Annotated in this window: 10 protein-coding genes; 9 read left to right on the plus strand and 1 reads right to left on the minus strand. The window is 71.9% G+C overall.

The window, feature by feature from the left end:
• Nucleotides 1-25: 25 nt before the first annotated feature.
• The 9 genes from fxsA (at nt 26) to fxsT (ACWCP0_RS23025) (ending at nt 14,444) form a co-directional block, all read left to right on the plus strand.
• Nucleotides 26-217, plus strand: coding sequence for an FxSxx-COOH cyclophane-containing RiPP peptide (fxsA, locus tag ACWCP0_RS22985; RefSeq protein ID WP_451080676.1), 192 nt, complete (start codon nt 26-28; stop codon nt 215-217).
• Nucleotides 218-449: 232 nt separating this feature from the next.
• A complete protein-coding gene (locus tag ACWCP0_RS22990; protein ID WP_451080677.1) occupies nt 450-1,625 on the plus strand; it encodes an FxsB family cyclophane-forming radical SAM/SPASM peptide maturase in 1,176 nt (391 codons plus the stop codon).
• Nucleotides 1,622-3,049, plus strand: coding sequence for an aKG-HExxH-type peptide beta-hydroxylase (locus ACWCP0_RS22995; protein WP_451080678.1), 1,428 nt, complete (start codon nt 1,622-1,624; stop codon nt 3,047-3,049). Before ACWCP0_RS22990 ends, ACWCP0_RS22995 begins: the two co-directional genes overlap by 4 nt.
• 81 nt (nt 3,050-3,130) lie before the next feature.
• Entirely contained in the window at nt 3,131-6,127 is a 2,997-nt protein-coding gene (gene fxsT, locus ACWCP0_RS23000) for an FxSxx-COOH system tetratricopeptide repeat protein (RefSeq protein WP_451080679.1), read from the plus strand.
• 116 nt (nt 6,128-6,243) lie between these two features.
• Nucleotides 6,244-6,684: a CU044_2847 family protein gene (locus tag ACWCP0_RS23005; RefSeq protein WP_451080680.1), complete on the plus strand. Its 441-nt coding sequence runs from the start codon at nt 6,244-6,246 to the stop codon at nt 6,682-6,684.
• Nucleotides 6,681-7,622 (plus strand): AAA family ATPase, encoded by a 942-nt coding sequence (locus ACWCP0_RS23010; RefSeq protein WP_451080681.1) that lies wholly within the window; start codon nt 6,681-6,683, stop codon nt 7,620-7,622. The genes ACWCP0_RS23005 and ACWCP0_RS23010 overlap by 4 nt, the downstream gene beginning before the upstream one ends.
• Nucleotides 7,623-7,628: 6 nt before the next feature.
• On the plus strand, nt 7,629-9,500 hold the full coding sequence (locus ACWCP0_RS23015) for a hypothetical protein (RefSeq protein ID WP_451080682.1): 1,872 nt from the start codon (nt 7,629-7,631) through the stop codon (nt 9,498-9,500).
• A gap of 92 nt (nt 9,501-9,592) precedes the next feature.
• Nucleotides 9,593-10,798, plus strand: a complete 1,206-nt coding sequence (locus ACWCP0_RS23020; protein ID WP_451080683.1) for a CHAT domain-containing protein — start codon at nt 9,593-9,595, stop codon at nt 10,796-10,798.
• On the plus strand, nt 10,788-14,444 hold the full coding sequence (gene fxsT, locus ACWCP0_RS23025; RefSeq protein ID WP_451080684.1) for an FxSxx-COOH system tetratricopeptide repeat protein: 3,657 nt from the start codon (nt 10,788-10,790) through the stop codon (nt 14,442-14,444). Before ACWCP0_RS23020 ends, fxsT (ACWCP0_RS23025) begins: the two co-directional genes overlap by 11 nt.
• A 90-nt stretch (nt 14,445-14,534) precedes the next feature.
• On the opposite strand, the gene ACWCP0_RS23030 is transcribed toward fxsT (ACWCP0_RS23025), so the two are convergent.
• Nucleotides 14,535-18,383, minus strand: coding sequence for a multifunctional oxoglutarate decarboxylase/oxoglutarate dehydrogenase thiamine pyrophosphate-binding subunit/dihydrolipoyllysine-residue succinyltransferase subunit (locus ACWCP0_RS23030; RefSeq protein ID WP_451080685.1), 3,849 nt, complete (start codon nt 18,381-18,383; stop codon nt 14,535-14,537).
• Nucleotides 18,384-18,571 lie beyond the last annotated feature (188 nt).

Consider the following 18,571-nt stretch of genomic DNA (forward strand, 5'->3'; position numbering starts at 1 on the left):
GGCTCGACGGCAACGGGGAGACGAGATGGGTGAGTCGGTACGAGAAGGTGCGGTGGGACCGGCGGACGGCGGGCAGGGACTGCCCGATCTGCTGGGCCTCGACCTGGAGGCGCTGCGGACCCTGGACCACCCGGTGCTCTCCGAGGTGCTCGCGGATCTGCGGGGCAGGGTCGAGCAGCCGCGGGAGATGCTGTGGGGCTTCAACAACGCGTTCTGAACCACGTGCCGAACCGCTCTCCGCAGCGTTTTCGAAGCTCCCTCCCGGCCGGGACCCCACACGGTTTCGGCCCGCGGGCCCGTTGAACAGGACAATGTGCCCCGCCCGACGTTTGCCCGGCGTGTCCGCCAGGGATACTCGCCTCGGACCGGCAGCGGGGGCCGTCCCGGAAGGCGTGCCAGGGGCCGGACAGCATGGGGGTGCCGGAGTGTCTCGGAAGACGGTTCCCCCCGTGCCCTTCGCGCAGTTCATCGTCAAGATGCACGGCCGCTGCAATCTCGCGTGCCGCTACTGCTATCTCTACGCGGGCCCCGACCACACCTGGCGCACCCGTCCCGCCGCCGCCCCGCCCGGCGTCCTCGACCGCGCCGCGGCCCGGATCGCCGAGCACGCCGCCGCGCACGGCCTCGGCGACCTCTCGCTCGTCCTGCACGGCGGTGAACCGCTCCTCGCGGGCGCCGACCGGCTCGCGGCCTTCACCGATCTCGTACGCGAAAGGGTCCCGTCCGCCTGCACGGTCCACGCGACCGTGCAGACCAACGCCACCCTGCTCACCGACGACCGCGTCACCACCCTCGCCCGGCACGGCATCCGCATCGGCATCAGCCTCGACGGCGGGCTGCCCGCCCACAACGCCCTGCGCACCGACCACGCCGGGCGGCCGTCCTGGCCCGCCGCCTCACGCGGCGCCCGGCTGCTCGCCGAACGCCATCCGGACGCGTACGCGGGCATTCTCACCGTCGTGGACCCGCGGACCGACCCGGTCGAGATGTACGCATCGCTGCTCGCGCTGAAGCCGCCCGCGATCGATCTGCTGCTCCCGCACGGCAACTGGACCAGCCCGCCCTTTGGCCTGGACCCGGAGCGCCGGGGGCCGCCTGAGGCGCGGGATGGGGGAAAGACCCTCGAACGATCCCTCACCCCCTATGGCGACTGGCTGGTCGCCGTCTTCGACCAGTGGTGGCCCGCCGGGCGCCGCGAGACCCGGATACGGCTCTTCGAGGAGTGCATCGCGCTGCTCCTCGGCCTGCCCGGTGCCACCGAATCCCTCGGCCTGGATCCCGTCAACGCCGTCGTCGTGGAGACCGACGGCGCCATCGAGCAGGTCGACTCCCTGAAATCGGCGTACGACACCGCCGCCGCCACCGGGCTCGACGTCTTCCGCCACACCTTCGACGAGGCCCTGGCCCACCCCGGGATCGCCGCCCGTCAGGCCGGAGCCGCCGCGCTCGCCGCCGAGTGCCGCGCGTGCCCGGTGCTCACCGTCTGCGGAGGCGGTCACTACGCCCACCGCTACCGGGCGGGGCACGGGTTCACCCATCGCAGCGTCTACTGCGCCGACCTCGACCGGCTCATCCGCCATGTGGCGGGCCGGCTGGCCGACGCGACCGCGGGGGCCGCCCCATGAGCGCTGCCGAGGTCCCCGCCTTTCCCGGTGCCCCCGCCGTCCAGGACCGGGACCTGCACGAACTCGGCCGAACCGAAGGCGGCACGGAGACGCTGGGCCTGCTCGTGCGCGACCAGCACACCCGCCGGCTCGTGCTGCTGCGGGCCCTCCTCGACGCGGCGCAGGACGCCCCCGAGGCCGTCTGCCCGCCGAAGGTGGTCCAGCGGCTGGAAGACGGCTGGGCGCTGCTGGAGGCCGCGGAGCGCGTGGACCGGGCCGCGGTGCGCGAACTGCTGCTCTACCCGCTCATCGGGCCCTGGGCGCACCGCTGTCTGTACGGCCTGACCGCACCCGCCCCGACTCCCGGGCTCCGCACCGATCTCGACCACTTCGGGGCGGTCGCGGCGGCGGGCGCGATCCGCGCGGGTCTGCCCTTCACCGCCCGTCTGGCCCCCCGCCTCACCGCCCGCGACGGACTGCTCGCACTCCCGCTCCTGGGAGCACTGCGCGCCGCCCCGGGACCGATCGAGCTCACGTTCGCCGACGGCGAGTTGACCGCACGTCAGCCGACAGAGGCGCCCCTCACCGTACGCATCGGCCCCGACGGCGCCCTCTCCGAGGACCCGCGCTGGCACGCCGCCTTCACCCTGCCCGCGGTCCGGCCCGGCGCCCTGCCCGTACTCCTCGACGACCTCCACCCCTACCGCACCGCGGGCGGGGGACTGGAGCAGCACGGGCTCAAGCCCGCCGCGTGTCTCGACGAGCGCGAGCGCAAGGACTGGGCCCAGTCCTGGTCCGGTGTGGAGCCGCTGCTCCGGCTCGGCGGCGCGCACCGGCTGACCGAGGCCGTGGTCCTGCTGCGCTGTGTGGTCCCGCTCGCCCCGCCGCCCGGATCGACGGTCGCGGGCGAGGGGGCCGCGCACTGCAGCGGCACCCGGCGCGAGGCGTTCGGCGCGGTCCTCAGCAGCAAGCCGTCGACCCCGGCGTTCATGGCGTCGACGCTGGTCCACGAGCTCCAGCACACCAAGCTGGCCGCGCTCGGTACGCTCGTGCCGCTGCATCACGAGGACGCCACACCCCGGCACTTCGCGCCCTGGCGGTCCGACCCCCGGCCCTTCGACGGGCTGCTGCAAGGGGCGTACTCGCACATCGCGCTGGCCGACTACTGGCAGCGCTTCGCGCTCGGTGCCCGGAGCACCCGGCACCGCGACATGGCCTGGGCCGAGCATGCCCGCTGCCGCGAGCAGGTCGGAGCGGTGCTGCCCGTACTGGCCGGCTCCGGAGCGCTGACGCGCGAAGGCCGGATCCTCGTCAACGGCATGATCGAGCTCTACGACCATCTGGCTGATCATCCGCCTCCTCCGGGGCACCTTGCGCGCGCAGTGGCATATGTCAGTACCGCGCGCGTGATCTGGTGCCAGCGGAACGGGGCGCCACGGACGTGAGCGGGGGACCGCATCAGCGGTGCGGAGGCCGGGTGCGGGTGTATGTTCGTAAGGCTTGTGACAAATCAGGGAGACGGTTCAATGCCCGGAGCACGTAAGCAAGTTGGAGTCACCGGGACGCGGACCGTCACCATCAGTTTCGCCGGGTTCAACCGGGCCTGGGCGGCCTGGATCGGCGACCGTCTCGAGCGCCGCGGGACGCGCGTCGTCTTCCAGCGCTGGGACCCGCCCGTCGAGACCCCGCTGGAGGAGACCCTCCGGGATCTGATGCTCGCCCCCGGCCGCATCCTCGTCGTGCTCAGCGAGTGGTACTTCCAGCTCGGCCCGCGCAGCCACGACGAGTGGAACAGGGCGCTGCGCGAGGTGGTGGCCGACGACCCCGACCGGTTCGCTGCCGTCAACATCACGACCGCCCGCATCCCCGCGGCCACCGCCGTCTTCGGCGCTGCCGACCTCACCAACGTCGGCGCCGACGAGGCCGAGCGGCGGCTCCTCGCCCGGCTCGACCTGCCCACCGAGCCGCTGCCCGACCCCGCGGACGACCGGCGCGGCCCGCGCTACCCCGCGGACACCCCCGAGGTGTGGGGCGGGGTCCCGCGCCGCAACACGCGCTTCACCGGCCGCGAGAGCCTGCTCAACGACGCGTACCACGCCCTCCAGGAGGCGGGCTCCGGTGCGGGCGTCGTGACCCTGCACGGCATGTCGGGAGTGGGCAAGACACAGCTGGCCGCCGAGTACGTGTACCGCTTCGGGTCCGAGTACGACGTGGTGTGGTGGGTGTCCGCCGAGAAGCGGGTCACCTACCGGCAGAAGCTCGCCGAACTGGCGCCGGCGCTGGGCCTGTCCACCGGCGCCGAGTACGGCGAGCGGCTGCGCGCCGCGCGTGACGCGCTGCGCCGCGGCGAGCCGTACTCCCGCTGGCTGCTCGTCCTCGACGGGGCCGACGAGCCCGAGCACATCTGGGATCTCGTGCCGACCGGCCCCGGGCACGTGCTGATCACGTCACGCAACCCGGAGTGGAGCGAGCACAACAGCAACCTGCTGGAGGTGCCGGTCTACGACCGGGTGGAGTCGGTCGCCTTCATCCGCCGCCGCGCGCCCCGCCTCACCCACGCCGAGGCCGACCAGCTCGCGGAGGCGCTGGAGGACCTGCCGCTGCTGCTCGACCAGACCGCGGGCTGGCTCAACGACTCGGACATGTCGGTCGACGAATACATCGAGCTCCTCGAAGGCGGCATCGACCAGGACGTCGTGAAGGTCTCGGCCGACTTCCCGCTCGCCTTCCAGACCGCCTGGTCGATACTGTTGAACAAGCTCCGCGAGACCGTCCCCGAGTCCGTCGACCTGCTGCGTCTGTGCACCTTCTTCGCCCCGGGCTCCGTACCCGTACGGCTGCTGAAGGAGATGCCGTCGGGGGCGCTGCCCGAGCAGCTGACCGGACTGATGAACGACCCGCTGCTGTGGAACCGGGCGATCGGCCAGCTGCGGCAGTACTCGGTGGTGCGACTCGAGTCCCACGAGGCGGGCTCCGACGAGGCCCCGTCATCGGGTGAGGCGCTCTATCTGCACCGCATGGTCCACCAGATCGTCCACAAGGACATCCCGGAACGGCACCAGAAGGAATTCGCCGACGTCGTCCGCCGAGCCCTCGCCGCCGCCGACCCCGGCCGCCCCACCGACACCCAGCTCTGGCCGAGGTACGCGGAGATCACCCCGCACCTCAAGTACGCGGACGTCCTGCAGAGCACCGAGCCGGCCGTCCAGACGCTGGTCCTCAACTGTCTGCGCTACATGTATCTCTCCGGCGAGTACCGGGCGGGCATCAAGCTCGGTGAACGGGCCATGACCGCCTGGAAGGAACTCCTCGGCGAGACCCACTCCCGGGTCTGGGACCTCAGCTACCACTACGCCAATGTGCTGCGCGCCGTCGGCGACTACGCGGGCACCGAGGCCATCGAGCGCGCCGCCGTCGACCATCTGCGAGTCGAGCGGGGACCGCAGGACCTGGAGCATCTGCGCGCGGCGGGCGGTCTCGCGGCCGATCTGCGCGGGCTCGGGCAGTACGACGAGGCGGCGGAGCTGTCCGGCTGGGTGCTGGACGCGTACCGGGAGCTGCTCGGGGAGCAGGACTCGCGCACGCTCAACGCGCAGAACAACCTGGCGATTTCGCTCCGCCTGCTCGGCCGGTACACGGAGTCGCTCGAGCTCAACCGGCGCACCCTGGAGGCGCGCAGGCAGCTGCTGCTCGCACGGCACGCCTGGACCCTGTACTCGGAGATCAACTACGCGACGGACCTGCGCCTGCTGGGCCGCTACAGCGAGGCGGAGTCGCTACAGGCGCAGAGCGTCCGTGTGCACCGGATCGTCATGGGCAGGGACAACCCGCAGACCCTGCGGGCCGAGCACAACCTGGCCCTGTGCCAGTACCGCATGGGCGAATGGGACAAGGCCAAGGAGCTGTTCACCCGCGTCCTGGAGCGCTGCGAGCGGGTGCTCGGCGAGGCCGATCCGCTCACCATGATGTTCGCCGCGAGCCAGTGCTGCTTCGCGCGCGAGCACGGCGACATCGACCAGGCCCGGGACATAAGCGAGCGGGTCGTCGCCGGCTACCGGGACATGCTCGGCGAGAGCCACCCGTACACCGCGGGCACCAAGGGCAACCACGCCCTGATCCTGCGCAACGTCGGGGACCGGGAGCAGGCCCATGCACTCGTCGAGGAGGCCCTCGCCGACATGACCCAGGCCGTCGGCGAGCAGCACCCCTGGACACTGGGCTGTGCCATCAACGCTTCCGCACTGCGCAACCTGGTCGGTGATCCGGAGAGCGCGGCCGAGCTCACCGAGGTCACGATCGCCCGGGCCACCGAGGCCCTGGGCAGGACCCATCCGCTGACCCTCTCCTCGCGGATCACCCACGCGGCGGACCTGCGCGGGCTGCGGGACCGGCAGCGCGCCGACAAGATCGAGACGGAAGCCCTCGACGACCTCGCCGCGACACTCGGCGCCCAGCACGTCCACACGGTCTCCGCCCGCTCCAGGAACCGGCCCTACTGGGACTTCGAGCCATCGATCATCTGACCTCGGCCCGCCCCGCGCGCACACACGGGGCGGGATTGGCACCGGTGTCACGGGGAACAGTGATGAGACACCGTCAGTCGGGAGTCATGTACGGGACATGATGTGAGGGGGAGCGAATGACGGTTCTTGTGGGACCCGCCGTGCCCGGGGAGGACGGGCCGATACCGGTTCTGGTCGGCCGTGCGGGGCAGCTTGCCGTCGAGACCGGCAGTGTCGACGACATCTACGCAGGCGAGGAGACCCGCGAGGGCGCCGCCCAGCGCGTCCTCCAGGTTGCCAGGGACAGCTACACCGAGGGTCTCGACCTGGCCCGGCGCTGTGCGTCGCAGGCCATGCGCCGGCTCGGCGATCTGGGGGAGGGGATGCGGTCCGACGAGATCGAGCTGCAGGTCTCCATCACGCTCGACGCCGGGATGGCGGCCGTGGTGAAGGCCGGAGCCGAGGCTCAGCTCCAGGTCACCTTCCGCTGGCAGCCGGGCCGCGAGGAGGCGGCGTCGGTCACCGCCACCCGGGTCGCGGGACCGGCCTCCGCGCCCGCCGCGGGAGCGGACTCGTGAGCGGGACCCCGTTAGGGGCGATCCCGATCCTCCCGTACAGCCGCATCGTCGGACAGGCCGAGCTCAAGCTCGCCCTGGAGCTCAACTTCGTCGCCCCGCACATCGGCGGCGTTCTGATCACCGGTCAGCGCGGCACCGCCAAGTCCACCGTCGTCCGCGCCTTCGCCCTCATGTCGCACGGCGAACTCCCGGTCACCCTGCCGATCAACGCGACCGACGACCGGGTCATAGGGGGCTGGGAGCTCGACGCGCTGATGCGCGGCGAGGCGAAGGAACAGCCCGGGCTGCTCGAAGAGGCCCATGCCAAAGGCCTGTTGTACGTCGACGAGGTCAATCTCCTCGACGACCACCTGGTGAACATCATCCTCGACGTCGTGTCGACCGGTGTGCTCTCCGTCCAGCGCGAGGGCATCGCCGCGGCCAAGCACCTCTCCTTCGGCCTCGTCGGCACCATGAACCCCGAGGAGGGCGGGCTGCGTCCCCAACTCCTCGACCGGTTCGGACTGATGGTCACTGCCACCGAGCTGGACGCCGAGGCCCGCCACCGGATGATCATGACGGTGCTGGCCTTCGAGGAGGAGCTGGCCAAGGACACCTCGTCGTGGCGGACGGATGCCGAGCGGGAGGGCCAGGAGCTCCGGCGCGCCCTACTGGCCGCGAAGGACGCACTCCGCGGCGTCGAACTGGGCGAGGACATCAGCAGACTGTGCGCCGAGGCGGCCCACCGGCTCGCCGCCGTGGGGCATCGCGGCGAACTGGTCACCGCACAGGCCGCCCGCGCGCTCGCGGCTCTGGAGGGATCGGGACGCGTCACGCCCGCGAACGTACGGAGAGTTCTGCCGCTCTCCCTGCGCCACCGGCGGCCCGAGGCCGGCCAGAGCGGTACCTACGTGTGGGGGGCTGAGGACGACGCCCGTGTCAAGGACCTCTTCGGCTGAGCCGCCATGTCCGCGAATCCCGTCCCCGCCCCCGTCCCCGACCGCCGGCTCCCGACGGCCCTCGCCTGCGCCGCCGTCGAACCGGGCCTCTCAGGAGTGCTGCTGTTCGACCTGCCCGACGACCTCGTCGCACCCGTCACCGAGCTGTTCGCCGGGCTGCTCGGCAGAACGGCAGGACGGCCGGGCGGCGCCCTCGTGCCGCGAATCGTGCTCGGGGCCGCCACCAGGGACGAGGAGCTGTGGATACGCCCCCGGCTGCGGCACGGATCAGGCGGCATCGGCTTCAGCCCGGCGCCCGGACCGCTCACCGAGACCACGGGCGAACCGTCGCTCGTCGTGGTGCCCGATCTGTCCCGGCTCAGCGTCGCCGGCATGCGCGCCGCGGTCCAGCTGCTCGGCGCCGACGTCGCCACCGTCGAGCACTCCGGGCTGCGGCACCGCTGGCGGCCCCGCGCTCGCTGGCTCGCCGTCTGCCGGGCCGAGGACACCGTACGGATCTCCCCGCACCTGCTGGACCGCTTCCCGGTACGGTTTTCCGCCGCCGGGCTCCGTACCGTGCCGGGCGCCGACCGGAGCGGCTCGACAGCGGGCTCCTGGCGCACCCCGCTGCATCGGGCTGCGCAGCTGCCGCCGCCGCCCCTGGCCGACGCCGCCGCCGCTCGCGTGTGGGCACTCCTCGGCGAGGCCGCCGGTCACCGCCGGGCGCTGGCGCTCGCGCGGATCGCCCGTGCCCTGGCGCGCCTCGACGGAGCGGGAACGGTGACGGCCGAGCTCGTCGATGAGGCTGCCCGCCTCATCGGGCTCAGCCCCGTTCAGCAGTTGTCCAGCTCCCGGCCCCCCGGTCCGGCCCCGGACAGCGTCCCCTCCTCGCCCGGCACCGCGGACCCGCCCCGGCGCCCGGAGCCGCACGGCCCGGGCCGCGGCGGTCCGGACGGCCAGGCGGCGCGCGCCTTCGCGGGCCGACCGGTCCTGGAGGCGGGGCCGGCCGAGCCAATGGGCTCCGGCCCGGCCCCCGACGCCCGCCCGGGCGGCGCCCCCTACCCCGAGGACCGCCAGGGTCCGGCCCCCGACGCCGCGTCCCTGCGCCTCCCGCCCCGGCGCATCACCGGACCACGTGCCGCGCGCGGAGCGATCATCGGTGTCCGGCGCGCCGGCGACCTGTGGGACCTCGCCTTCGTCCGTACGGCGATGGAGGCCGCCAAGTACCAGGTGGTGCGCGGCAGTCCGGAACGGCTCGCCATCGCCCTCGCCGATCTGCGGGGGTACGTACGAGCCCCGGAGCCGGAGCGTTTGCTGGCACTGGTGCTGGACCACACGTGCCGCGGTGACTGGGACTGGCACGACGCGCTCGAACCGTTCCTGCAGTGGGCGTACACCAGCCGGGCCGCAGCCCATGTCGTCGAGATCGGCGGCCGGGGCGCCGTCAACGAGTTACGGGCCGAAGCCTTCGCCGCCCGCAGTGTCCTCGACCCGCGGATCACGGCCGCGCTGGGCCGCGCCCCGGGCCTCAGCACCCCGCTCGCCCATGGCCTGGAGCAGGCCGGGCACGCCCTGCGGCGCGCCTTCCAGCACCACAGCTCAGGACAGTCGGAGGCGCTGCTGGTCGTGGTCACCGACGGCCGCGGCAATGTGCCGCTGGACGTCAGCCACGAAGGGCTCCCCAGCCCTGACGCTGTCGGGCGCGCCGGTGTGGACGACGCCTTGGCAGTGGCCGCCCGCATCAGCGGCATGGACCGCACCCGACTGCACTGCGTGGTCGTCGACCCGGGACGGCAGCCGTACGGGGAGCTGCCGTACGACCTGGCCGATGCCCTCGGCGGCAGCGTTGTCGAGGGACGGCCCTCGCAGGCGCCGGCGGGCACACGGGGCGGCGGCTGATGCGGGCCGAATCCTTCGGCCTGTGGCGGCGTGTTGAGCAGGCGGTGGTACAGGGGCGGCGACCGAGACGGACACAGGTGCCCGTGCAGGCGATGCGCGGAGAGACGGACAGCCTCGGCTTGGCGGCGGTCGACGTCTGGAAGCGCCCGCCCCCGGCCACGGCTCTCGTACGCGTCCGCAGGCAGCATCACCCCGACGGGCTCCAGGCGTTCGGCTTCAGCGGTCAGTGCGAGGGGGTCGTCCCGCTGCCGCACACTACGGGCCCTACCCAGCTGCGCCCCGCTGCCGTCGGTCTCGGCAACGCCCGCGCCGGCGGCGAGGCCCCGTCCGAGCTGCTGCGCGCCATCCGCCACTGGTCGCGCAACCAGCGCCGGCTCGCCGACTGGATCAACACGGCCCGTGTGGTGCACGGAGACGATCTGCAGCTGGTGATCCGCGACGACACGGGGTACGAGCTGCCGTGGGAGGCGCTGTGGCTGCCCGGGGTGCCCGAACACGACCTCGGACAAGGGCTGCTCGGGGCGCTGGTCGTGATGTCGCGCTGGCTGACCATCCACGACCTCCGTACCGACTTCCCGGAGAGTCCCGCGACCATTGAGGGCCGGGTCCTCGGCTACTTCTCTCCCGACATGCACGGTGACATGGCCGTGTTCCGGGACTACGACCACCGGGCCCATCTGAAGGTCGGCGGCTTTCTCGACGCACTCGACGCCCACCCCGGCCAGGCGACCGGGCTCGTCTACATGGCCTGCCATGGCACGTACGACGAGCGGCTGAGCGCGCTCTCCCTCGCCGGGGTGACGTGGTCCGAGTTCAACGACCGTCCCATGGCGCTGCTCGGCGGGAACCGCTCGATGGTCTGTCTCAACGCCTGTCACTCCGGGCGGTTTGTGCACAACCTCGGCGGCGGCGAGGACGCCCTGCGCGGCTTCGCCGAGCTCTTCCTCCGCAAAGGCGCCGGCGGCTGCATCGTCACCGCGGGAAAGGTCGGCGAACGCGAGGCCCGCGAGCTGATCCGGCAGCTCGTGAGCGCGGTGACGGCAGAGCCGTGGCGGCCCGTCGCCCAGTCACTGCGCGCCTTCCGGGCACGCGCACTCCGCGACTTCGGCTCTCTGACGGACATCCCGCGCACCCTGCATGATGACGGGAGGGTCGACAAGGACGGTCAGCGGCGGGTCCTGCGCCTGCTCTACAGCTTCATGTTCCAGTTCTACGGGCATCCGCGCAGCACGCTCGCGCTCGTCGGCCGGAACGGCGAAGGAGCGGGAATCCGGGAGGGGGCACACCGTGAGCGGTGAGGAACAGCCCCTGCTGATCGAACCCGTCGTCAGCCGGCCGCACGAGGCCGACGCAGGCAGCACGTATCTCGTCACCGTCGATCTGCGCGGCCCGCTCGCCCCTGACGGCTCCGACAGCCCCGCGGCCTGGCCCGGCCCCGGCGAGGAACTCACGTTCACGGTGGGCCTCGACGGCTCCCCTCACTTCGTCTGCGAGGTCCTCGACGACCCTGGTGTCGTTCTGCACCGATACGGAGGGACGTACGGCCCCGCACGGTTCGTCGTCACCGCCGGCCGTACACCAGGGCCCGCCGCGCTGTGGCTGACCATCAACAACCAATGGGGTATGCCGGTCCGCAAGGCGGAACTGCCGTGCCGCATCCGTGATCCCCGGCTCGGAGAGGCGTCCGGCCAGGCAGTCGTCGGGTACCTGCCGGGCGCAGACAGCGACCGGCAGTCTCCGAGTGAGGAGGCGTACCTCGCCCCGACGGCTGCTGCGCCGCCCACGCGGGGGGTACTCAGGGCTCTCCTCGACTGGCCGCGCCGGCGATTCGGCGCGGCCCGCCGAGCGGCCGACGGAGCCGAGCCGCCGAGCGAATCCCTCCCGGCACGCGACGACTCTGCGACGGCGCGCCGTCCTCCCGAGTCGCGAGAAGCCCTTCAGCGGGAGAGGCTGCCCCGGCCGGCGCCGGCGGCCTCCTCCGCCCTCGCCGAGCGCCACGTCCTCGTGGCCTTCGCCGCGTCCGACCGCGACTGGGCGACCCGGATCGGCGACAGGCTGGAGCGCAGAGGGCTCGCCGTGACCCTCCATCGCCTGGATCCGACCCTGGGGACGGAACCCTCCCAGCTGCTACGGGACCTGGCACTGGCCCCGGGCCGGATCCTGCTCGTCCTCAGCGACGCGTTCTTCCGGCTCGGCGCGGGCACCGAGGACCGATGGGAACGGGTGCTGCGCGACGTGGTCATCCCCGACCCGGACCGGTTCGCCGCCGTTGCCGTCGGTCCCGCCTCCTCGATGCCCGCCGCCACGGAGGCCCTTGCGCCCCTCGACGTGCTCACCCTCGGGAGCGAGGAGGCCGAGGGGCGGCTGCTGCGCAGGCTCGGGCTGCCCGCCGGTCCCCTGCCGCGGCCGGAGGGAGAGGGGCAGGCCGGCCGTACCGCTGCCGTCATGGGCGGTGTCCCGCACCGCAATGCGCGGTTCACCGGCCGGGAGGAGTTGCTGGAAACCGTACGCCGGTTCCTGACGAGCGGGCCCGACGGGGCCCGGGTGACCCTGCTCGGTATGTCCGGTGTGGGAAAGACACAGCTGGCCGCCGAGTTCGTGCACCGCTTCGCCAGCGCGTACGACGTCGTGTGGTGGGTGCCCGCCGATGTGCGCGCCTCGTGCCGGGCACGGCTGGCCGAACTGGCTCCGGCGCTGGGCCTGCGCACGGGCGCCGAGTACGGCGAGCGGCTGCGCGCGGTGCGGGACGCGCTGCGTCTGGGGGAGCCGTACGGTCGCTGGCTTCTGGTGTTCGACGCGGCCGACGACGTGGAGGCGATCGCCGACCTGGTGCCGTCCGGGCCCGGGCATGTGCTGATCACGTCCCGCAACCGCTCCTGGATGGAGCAGGGCAGCGACGCGGTGGAAGTGCCCACCTACAGCCGCGACGAGTCCGTCGCGTTCGTCATGCGCCGCGCCCCGCGCCTCACCGCCGCGGAGGCGGACCGGCTGGCAGCGGCGATGGAGGACCTGCCGCTGCTGCTCGACCAGACCGCCGGCTGGCTCGGTGGCACCACCATGCCCGTCGACGAGTACATCGGCCTCGTCGAGCGCATCGGCGCCGACCGGGAGCTGGTCAATGTCTCCCACGACTTTCCGCTGAGCTTCCGGAGCGCCTGGTCGATCCTGCTCGACACGCTGCGCGAGACGTACCCGTGGTCCGTCGAACTGCTGCGCCTGTGCACCTTCTTCGCCCCCGCCTCCGTTCCGATAAGGCTGCTGAGGGCGATGCGTCCCGACGCCCTGCCCGAACAGCTCCGCGGGCTCGTCGAGGACCCACGGGTCTGGGACGAGGCCGTCCGCACGCTGGTGCAGTTCTCCCTGGTACGACTGGAGACCGAGGGGCCGCGGGAGGACGAGGCCGACGATGCCGACGACACCGCGTACCTCTCGATGCACCGGCTGGTGCACCTGTTCGTGCGCGAGGGCATTCCCGAGGCCGAGCGTGCCCACTTCACCGACGCCGCACGCCTCGCACTCGCCGCCGCCGATCCGGGCCGCCCCACCGATTCCACGGCCTGGTCGTCGTACGCGGAGATCACCCCGCATCTCCGCCACGCCGACGTCCTGGGAAGCACCGACCCCGCCGTCCAGGACCTCGCGCTCAACTGCCTGCGCTACATGTACGTCTCGGGCGAGTACGGAGCGGGCATCCGGACCTCCGCACGGGCCATGGCCTCCTGGCGGGAGCTGCTCGGCGCCACGCATCCGCGGATCTGGGACCTCAGCCACCACTACGCCAACCTGCTTCGGGCGATCGGCGACTACCGCACCAGCGAGTCCGTCGACCGGGCGGCCGTGGACCATCTGTTCGCCGAGCGCGGCGACCGGGACCTGGAGTATCTGCGCGCCGCCGGCGGCCTCGCCGCCGACTTGAGGGGGCTCGCCCGCTACCAGGAGGCCCTTGAGCTGTCGCGGTTCACGTACGAGCACTACCGCGACCTCGTCGGAGAATCCGACGCCCTCGCGCTGGGCGCCCAGAACAATCTCGCCGTCTCACTGCGGCTGCTCGGCAGCTACGAGGAGGCACTCGGCTTCGACGTCCGCACGCTCCGCCTCCGGCTCGAGGTGCTGGGCCCGCGGCACAGCACCACGCTCTACTCGGAGATCAACCGGGCCATCGATCTGCGGCTGCTCGGCCGCTATCACGAGGCCCGCACCGCCCAGGAGCAGAGCTTCCACGAGCACGTGCGCGTACTGGGAGCCGGCAATCCCCAGACGCTGCGCGCCGCACACAATCTGGCGCTGTGCACCTACCACGCCGGCGATCCGGCCACCGCGCTCCCGCTGTTCCTCGACATACGCGAGCGCAGCTCCCGCGTCCTGGGCAACCACGATCCGCTGACGATGATGATCACGGCGAGCTGCGCCTGCGCACAGCGGGAGCACGGTGACCTCGAGCGGGCCCGTGCGCTGCAGGAAGACGTCGTGGACGGTTACACGGAGATGCTCGGCCACGGCCATCCGTACACCATCGGCGTCCGGGGCAACCTCGGGCTGGTGCTGCGGTCCCTCAGCGAACGCCAGGCGGCGTACGTGATCGAGCGGGCCCATCAGGAGATGGCCCGCGCGGTCGGCGAGGACCATCCGTGGACCATCGGCTGTGCGCTGAACGCGACGGCCGCCCGCGCCCTCGCCGGTGACACCGAGAGTGCCGAGGCACTGAGCCGGGACACCGCCCGCAGAGCCGAGGCGACTCTCGGCAGGCGCCACCCCCTCACCCTCTCGTGCCGGATCGCCCTCGCCGCCGATCTGCGCGCCCTGCGCAGGCGGCCCGAGGCGGACAGGATCGAGGAGGAGGCGCTGGTGGGGCTGTCCGCCACGCTCGGGCCCCAGCATGTGCACACCGCCTCCGCACGCTCCCGCAACCGGCCGTCCTGGGACTTCGAGCCCCTGATCATCTGAATCGCGTACGGATACGGGAAACGGGACCGGCCCCCGCCGAACGCATCGGTGGGGGCCGGTCCCGTCAACCGGTCCGGGCGGTCAGCCGGGTCAGGCGTCGAAGACCTCGTTGGCCAGCTGCTGCTGCTCCGCCTGGTGCCGCTTCGCCGAGCCCACCGCCGGGGACGACGAGTGCGGGCGCGAGATGCGGCGCAGACGCTCGGCGCCCGGGATGTCCGCGCCGACGGCCAGGTCGAGGTGGTCGATCAGGTTGAGCGCGATGAACGGCCAGGCACCCTGGTTCGCCGGCTCCTCCTGGGCCCACAGGTACTTCTCGGCGTTCGAGAACTTGGCGATCTCCGCCTGGAGTTCGGCACCCGGCAGCGGGTACAGGCGCTCCAGCCGGATGATCGCGGTGTCCGTGACGCCCCGCTTCTGACGCTCGGCTTCGAGGTCGTAGTAGACCTTGCCGGAGCAGAAGACGACCTTGCGGACCGCGGCCGGGTCGACCGACGCGTCGCCGATCACCGGGCGGAAGCCGCCGGTGAGGAACTCCTCCGCCTTCGACGCCGCGGCCTTCAGACGCAGCATCGACTTCGGGGTGAAGACGATGAGCGGCTTGTGGTGCGGGTTGTGGACCTGCCAGCGCAGCAGGTGGAAGTAGTTCGACGGAAGGGTCGGCATGGCGACCGTCATGTTGTTCTGCGCGCACAGCTGGAGGAAGCGCTCCGGGCGGGCGGACGAGTGGTCCGGGCCCTGGCCCTCGTAGCCGTGCGGCAGGAGCAGCGTGACGCCGGAGGTCTGGCCCCACTTCTGCTCGGCCGAGGAGATGAACTCGTCGACGACGGTCTGCGCGCCGTTGACGAAGTCACCGAACTGGGCCTCCCACATGACCAGCGCGTCCGGGCGGGCCAGCGAGTAGCCGTACTCGAAGCCCATCGCCGCGTACTCGCTGAGCAGCGAGTCGTAGACGTTGAAGCGGGCCTGGTCCTCGTTCAGGTAGAGCAGCGGGGTGTAGTCCTCGCCGGTCTCCTGGTCGACGAGGACGCCGTGGCGCTGGCCGAAGGTGCCGCGGCGGGTGTCCTGGCCGGCGAGCCGGACCGGGGTGCCCTCCATCAGCAGGGAGCCGATGGCCAGGGTCTCGCCCATGCCCCAGTCGATCGTGCCGTCCTCGACCGAGGCCGCGCGGCGCTGCAGCTGCGGCAGCAGACGCGGGTGGACGGTGACGTTGTCGGGGACGTTGACCTGGGACTCGGCGATCCGCTTCACGACCTCCTGGGAGACCGCGGTGGTGACGGCCACCGGGAACTCGGGCTGGGCGTCCGGGACATGGGCCGGAGCCGGCTGGGAGGTGGCCTCGCGGACCTCGGCGAAGACCTTCTCCAGCTGTCCCTGGAAGTCCTGGAGCGCCTGCTCGGCCTCTTCCAGCGTGATGTCGCCACGACCGATGAGCGACTCGGTGTAGAGCTTGCGCACCGAGCGCTTCTTGTCGATCAGGTTGTACATCTGCGGGTTGGTGAACTGCGGGTTGTCGCCCTCGTTGTGACCGCGGCGGCGGTAGCAGATGAGGTCGATCACGACGTCCTTGTTGAACGTCTGGCGGAACTCGAAGGCGAGGCGCGCCACGCGGACCACGGCTTCCGGGTCGTCGCCGTTCACATGGAAGATCGGCGCCTCGATCATGCGGGCCACGTCGGTCGCGTACATCGACGAACGCGACGACTCCGGCGAGGCGGTGAAGCCGACCTGGTTGTTGATGACGATGTGGACCGTGCCGCCGGTGCGGTAGCCGCGCAGCTGCGACATGTTGAGCGTCTCGGCCACGACGCCCTGGCCGGCGAAGGCCGCGTCGCCGTGGAGCGCGACGGGCAGGACCGTGAAGTCCGTGCCGCCCTTGTTGATGATGTCCTGCTTGGCGCGGACGATGCCCTCGAGGACCGGGTCGACCGCCTCCAGGTGCGAGGGGTTGGCGGCCAGCGAGACCTTGATCTGCTCGCCGTCCAGGCCGGTGAAGGTGCCCTCGGCGCCCAGGTGGTACTTCACGTCGCCGGAGCCGTGCATCGACTTCGGGTCGAGGTTGCCCTCGAACTCGCGGAAGATCTGCGCGTACGACTTGCCGACGATGTTCGCGAGCACGTTGAGGCGGCCGCGGTGGGCCATGCCGATGACGACCTCGTCCAGGCGGGACTCGGCCGCGGCGTCGATGACCGCGTCGAGCAGCGGGATGACGGACTCGCCGCCCTCCAGCGAGAAGCGCTTCTGGCCGACGTACTTCGTCTGCAGGAAGGTCTCGAAGGCCTCGGCCGCGTTGAGGCGGCGCAGGATCCGCAGCTGCTCCTCGCGCTCCGGCTTGGCGTGCGGGCGCTCCACGCGGTCCTGGATCCACTTGCGCTGCTTCGGGTCCTGGATGTGCATGAACTCGATGCCGGTGGTGCGGCAGTACGAGTCGCGGAGCACACCGAGGATGTCGCGGAGCTTCATCATCGACTTGCCGCCGAAGCCGCCGACCGCGAACTCGCGCTCCAGGTCCCACAGGGTGAGCCCGTGCTCGGTGATGTCCAGGTCGGGGTGCTTGCGCTGGCGGTACTCCAGCGGGTCGGTGTCCGCCATGACGTGGCCGCGGACCCGGTAGGAGTGGATCAGCTCGAAGACGCGGGCGGCCTTGGTGACGTCGTCGTCGTGCGAGGCGTCGATGTCCTTGAGCCAGCGGACTGGCTCGTAGGGGATGCGCAGCGACTCGAAGACGTCGTCGTAGAAGCCGTCCTCGCCGAGGAGGAGGTTGGCGACGACGCGCAGGAACTCGCCGGAGGCGGCGCCCTGGATGACCCGGTGGTCGTACGTCGAGGTCAGGGTCATGACCTTGGAGATGCCCAGCTTGTTCAGGGTGTCCTGGGAGGTGCCCTGGAACTCGGCCGGGTAGTCCATCGAGCCGACGCCCATGATCACCGACTGGCCGGGCATCAGACGCGGCACGGAGTGGACCGTGCCGAGACCGCCGGGGTTGGTGAGGGAGACGGTGACGCCGGTGAAGTCGTCCATCGTCAGCTTGTTGTTGCGGGCGCGGCGGACGATGTCCTCGTAGGCCTGCCAGAACTCGAAGAAGTTCAGCGTCTCGGCCTTCTTGATGGCCGCGACGACGAGCTGGCGCTCACCGTTCGGCTTCACCAGGTCGATGGCGAGGCCGAGGTTGATGTGCGAGGGCTTGACCAGGACGGGCTTGCCGTCCTTCTCCGCGAAGGAGTTGTTCATCGACCGCATGGCCTTGATCGCCTGCACCATCGCGTAGCCGATGAGGTGGGTGAAGGAGATCTTCCCGCCCCGGGCGCGCTTGAGGTGGTTGTTGATGACGATCCGGTTGTCGAAGAGCAGCTTCACCGGGACGGCGCGGACGGACGTGGCCGTCGGCAGCTCCAGGGAGGCGTTCATGTTCTTCGCGACGGCGGCGGAGGGGCCGCGGAGGGGCACGATCTCGGGACCCTGGGGGGTCTCCTCGGCCGCCTTCGCCGGCTGGGCCGCCTTGGCGGCGGGCGCGGCGGCGGGCTTCGCCGGAGCGGCCGGGGCCTTGGCTGCCGGCGCGGCGGGAGCCGCGGCCGGGGTGGCGGGCGCCGGAGCGGCCGGTGCCGGGGCCGCCGGCTGGGCCGGGGCGGTGGCCGCGGGAGCCGTCGGGGTCACGGGCGCCGGAGCCTGTGCGGAGCCCGGCGTCGGCGTGCCTGCGGCAGCCGGAGCCGTGGGCCCCGCTGCCCCCGCGGCAGCGGCGCCGGAGGCGGCCGTACCGCCGCCCGGCTTGTAGTCGGCGAAGAAGTCCCACCAGGCTCGATCGACCGAATTCGGGTCCTGGAGGTACTGCTGGTAGATCTCGTCGACGAGCCACTCATTCGGACCGAACGCGGCAGCGGGGTTCTTCCCCTGCCCGTCAGGGTCGGTCGAAGTGCTCGAGTTACTGGGGGACTGAGACGACACGGCGGCAACCGCCCTCTTCCGCTTCACAAGGTGATGGACAGCGGAAATAAAGGCTACGCCTCCACGGCCGGGAGGTGCAGGCCGGGCGTGGCCATCGTCGCCTAAGTCACACCAGCCGGTCGGTTTCGGCGCAGGAAATGGCGGGAAACATGCGGGGTTCCCCTTCGAAATGGGTACGCAGCACCGCG

It is taken from the genome of Streptomyces sp. NPDC001970 (assembly GCF_053594115.1).

Coding starts and splice junctions, on each gene's coding strand:
- fxsA (WP_451080676.1), top strand. CDS start 26: ATGGGTGAGTCGGTACGAGAAGGTGCGGTGGGACCGGCGGACGGCGGG.
- ACWCP0_RS23015 (WP_451080682.1), top strand. CDS start 7,629: ATGTCCGCGAATCCCGTCCCCGCCCCCGTCCCCGACCGCCGGCTCCCG.
- ACWCP0_RS23005 (WP_451080680.1), top strand. CDS start 6,244: ATGACGGTTCTTGTGGGACCCGCCGTGCCCGGGGAGGACGGGCCGATA.
- ACWCP0_RS23020 (WP_451080683.1), top strand. CDS start 9,593: ATGCGCGGAGAGACGGACAGCCTCGGCTTGGCGGCGGTCGACGTCTGG.
- fxsT (WP_451080679.1), top strand. CDS start 3,131: ATGCCCGGAGCACGTAAGCAAGTTGGAGTCACCGGGACGCGGACCGTC.
- ACWCP0_RS22995 (WP_451080678.1), top strand. CDS start 1,622: ATGAGCGCTGCCGAGGTCCCCGCCTTTCCCGGTGCCCCCGCCGTCCAG.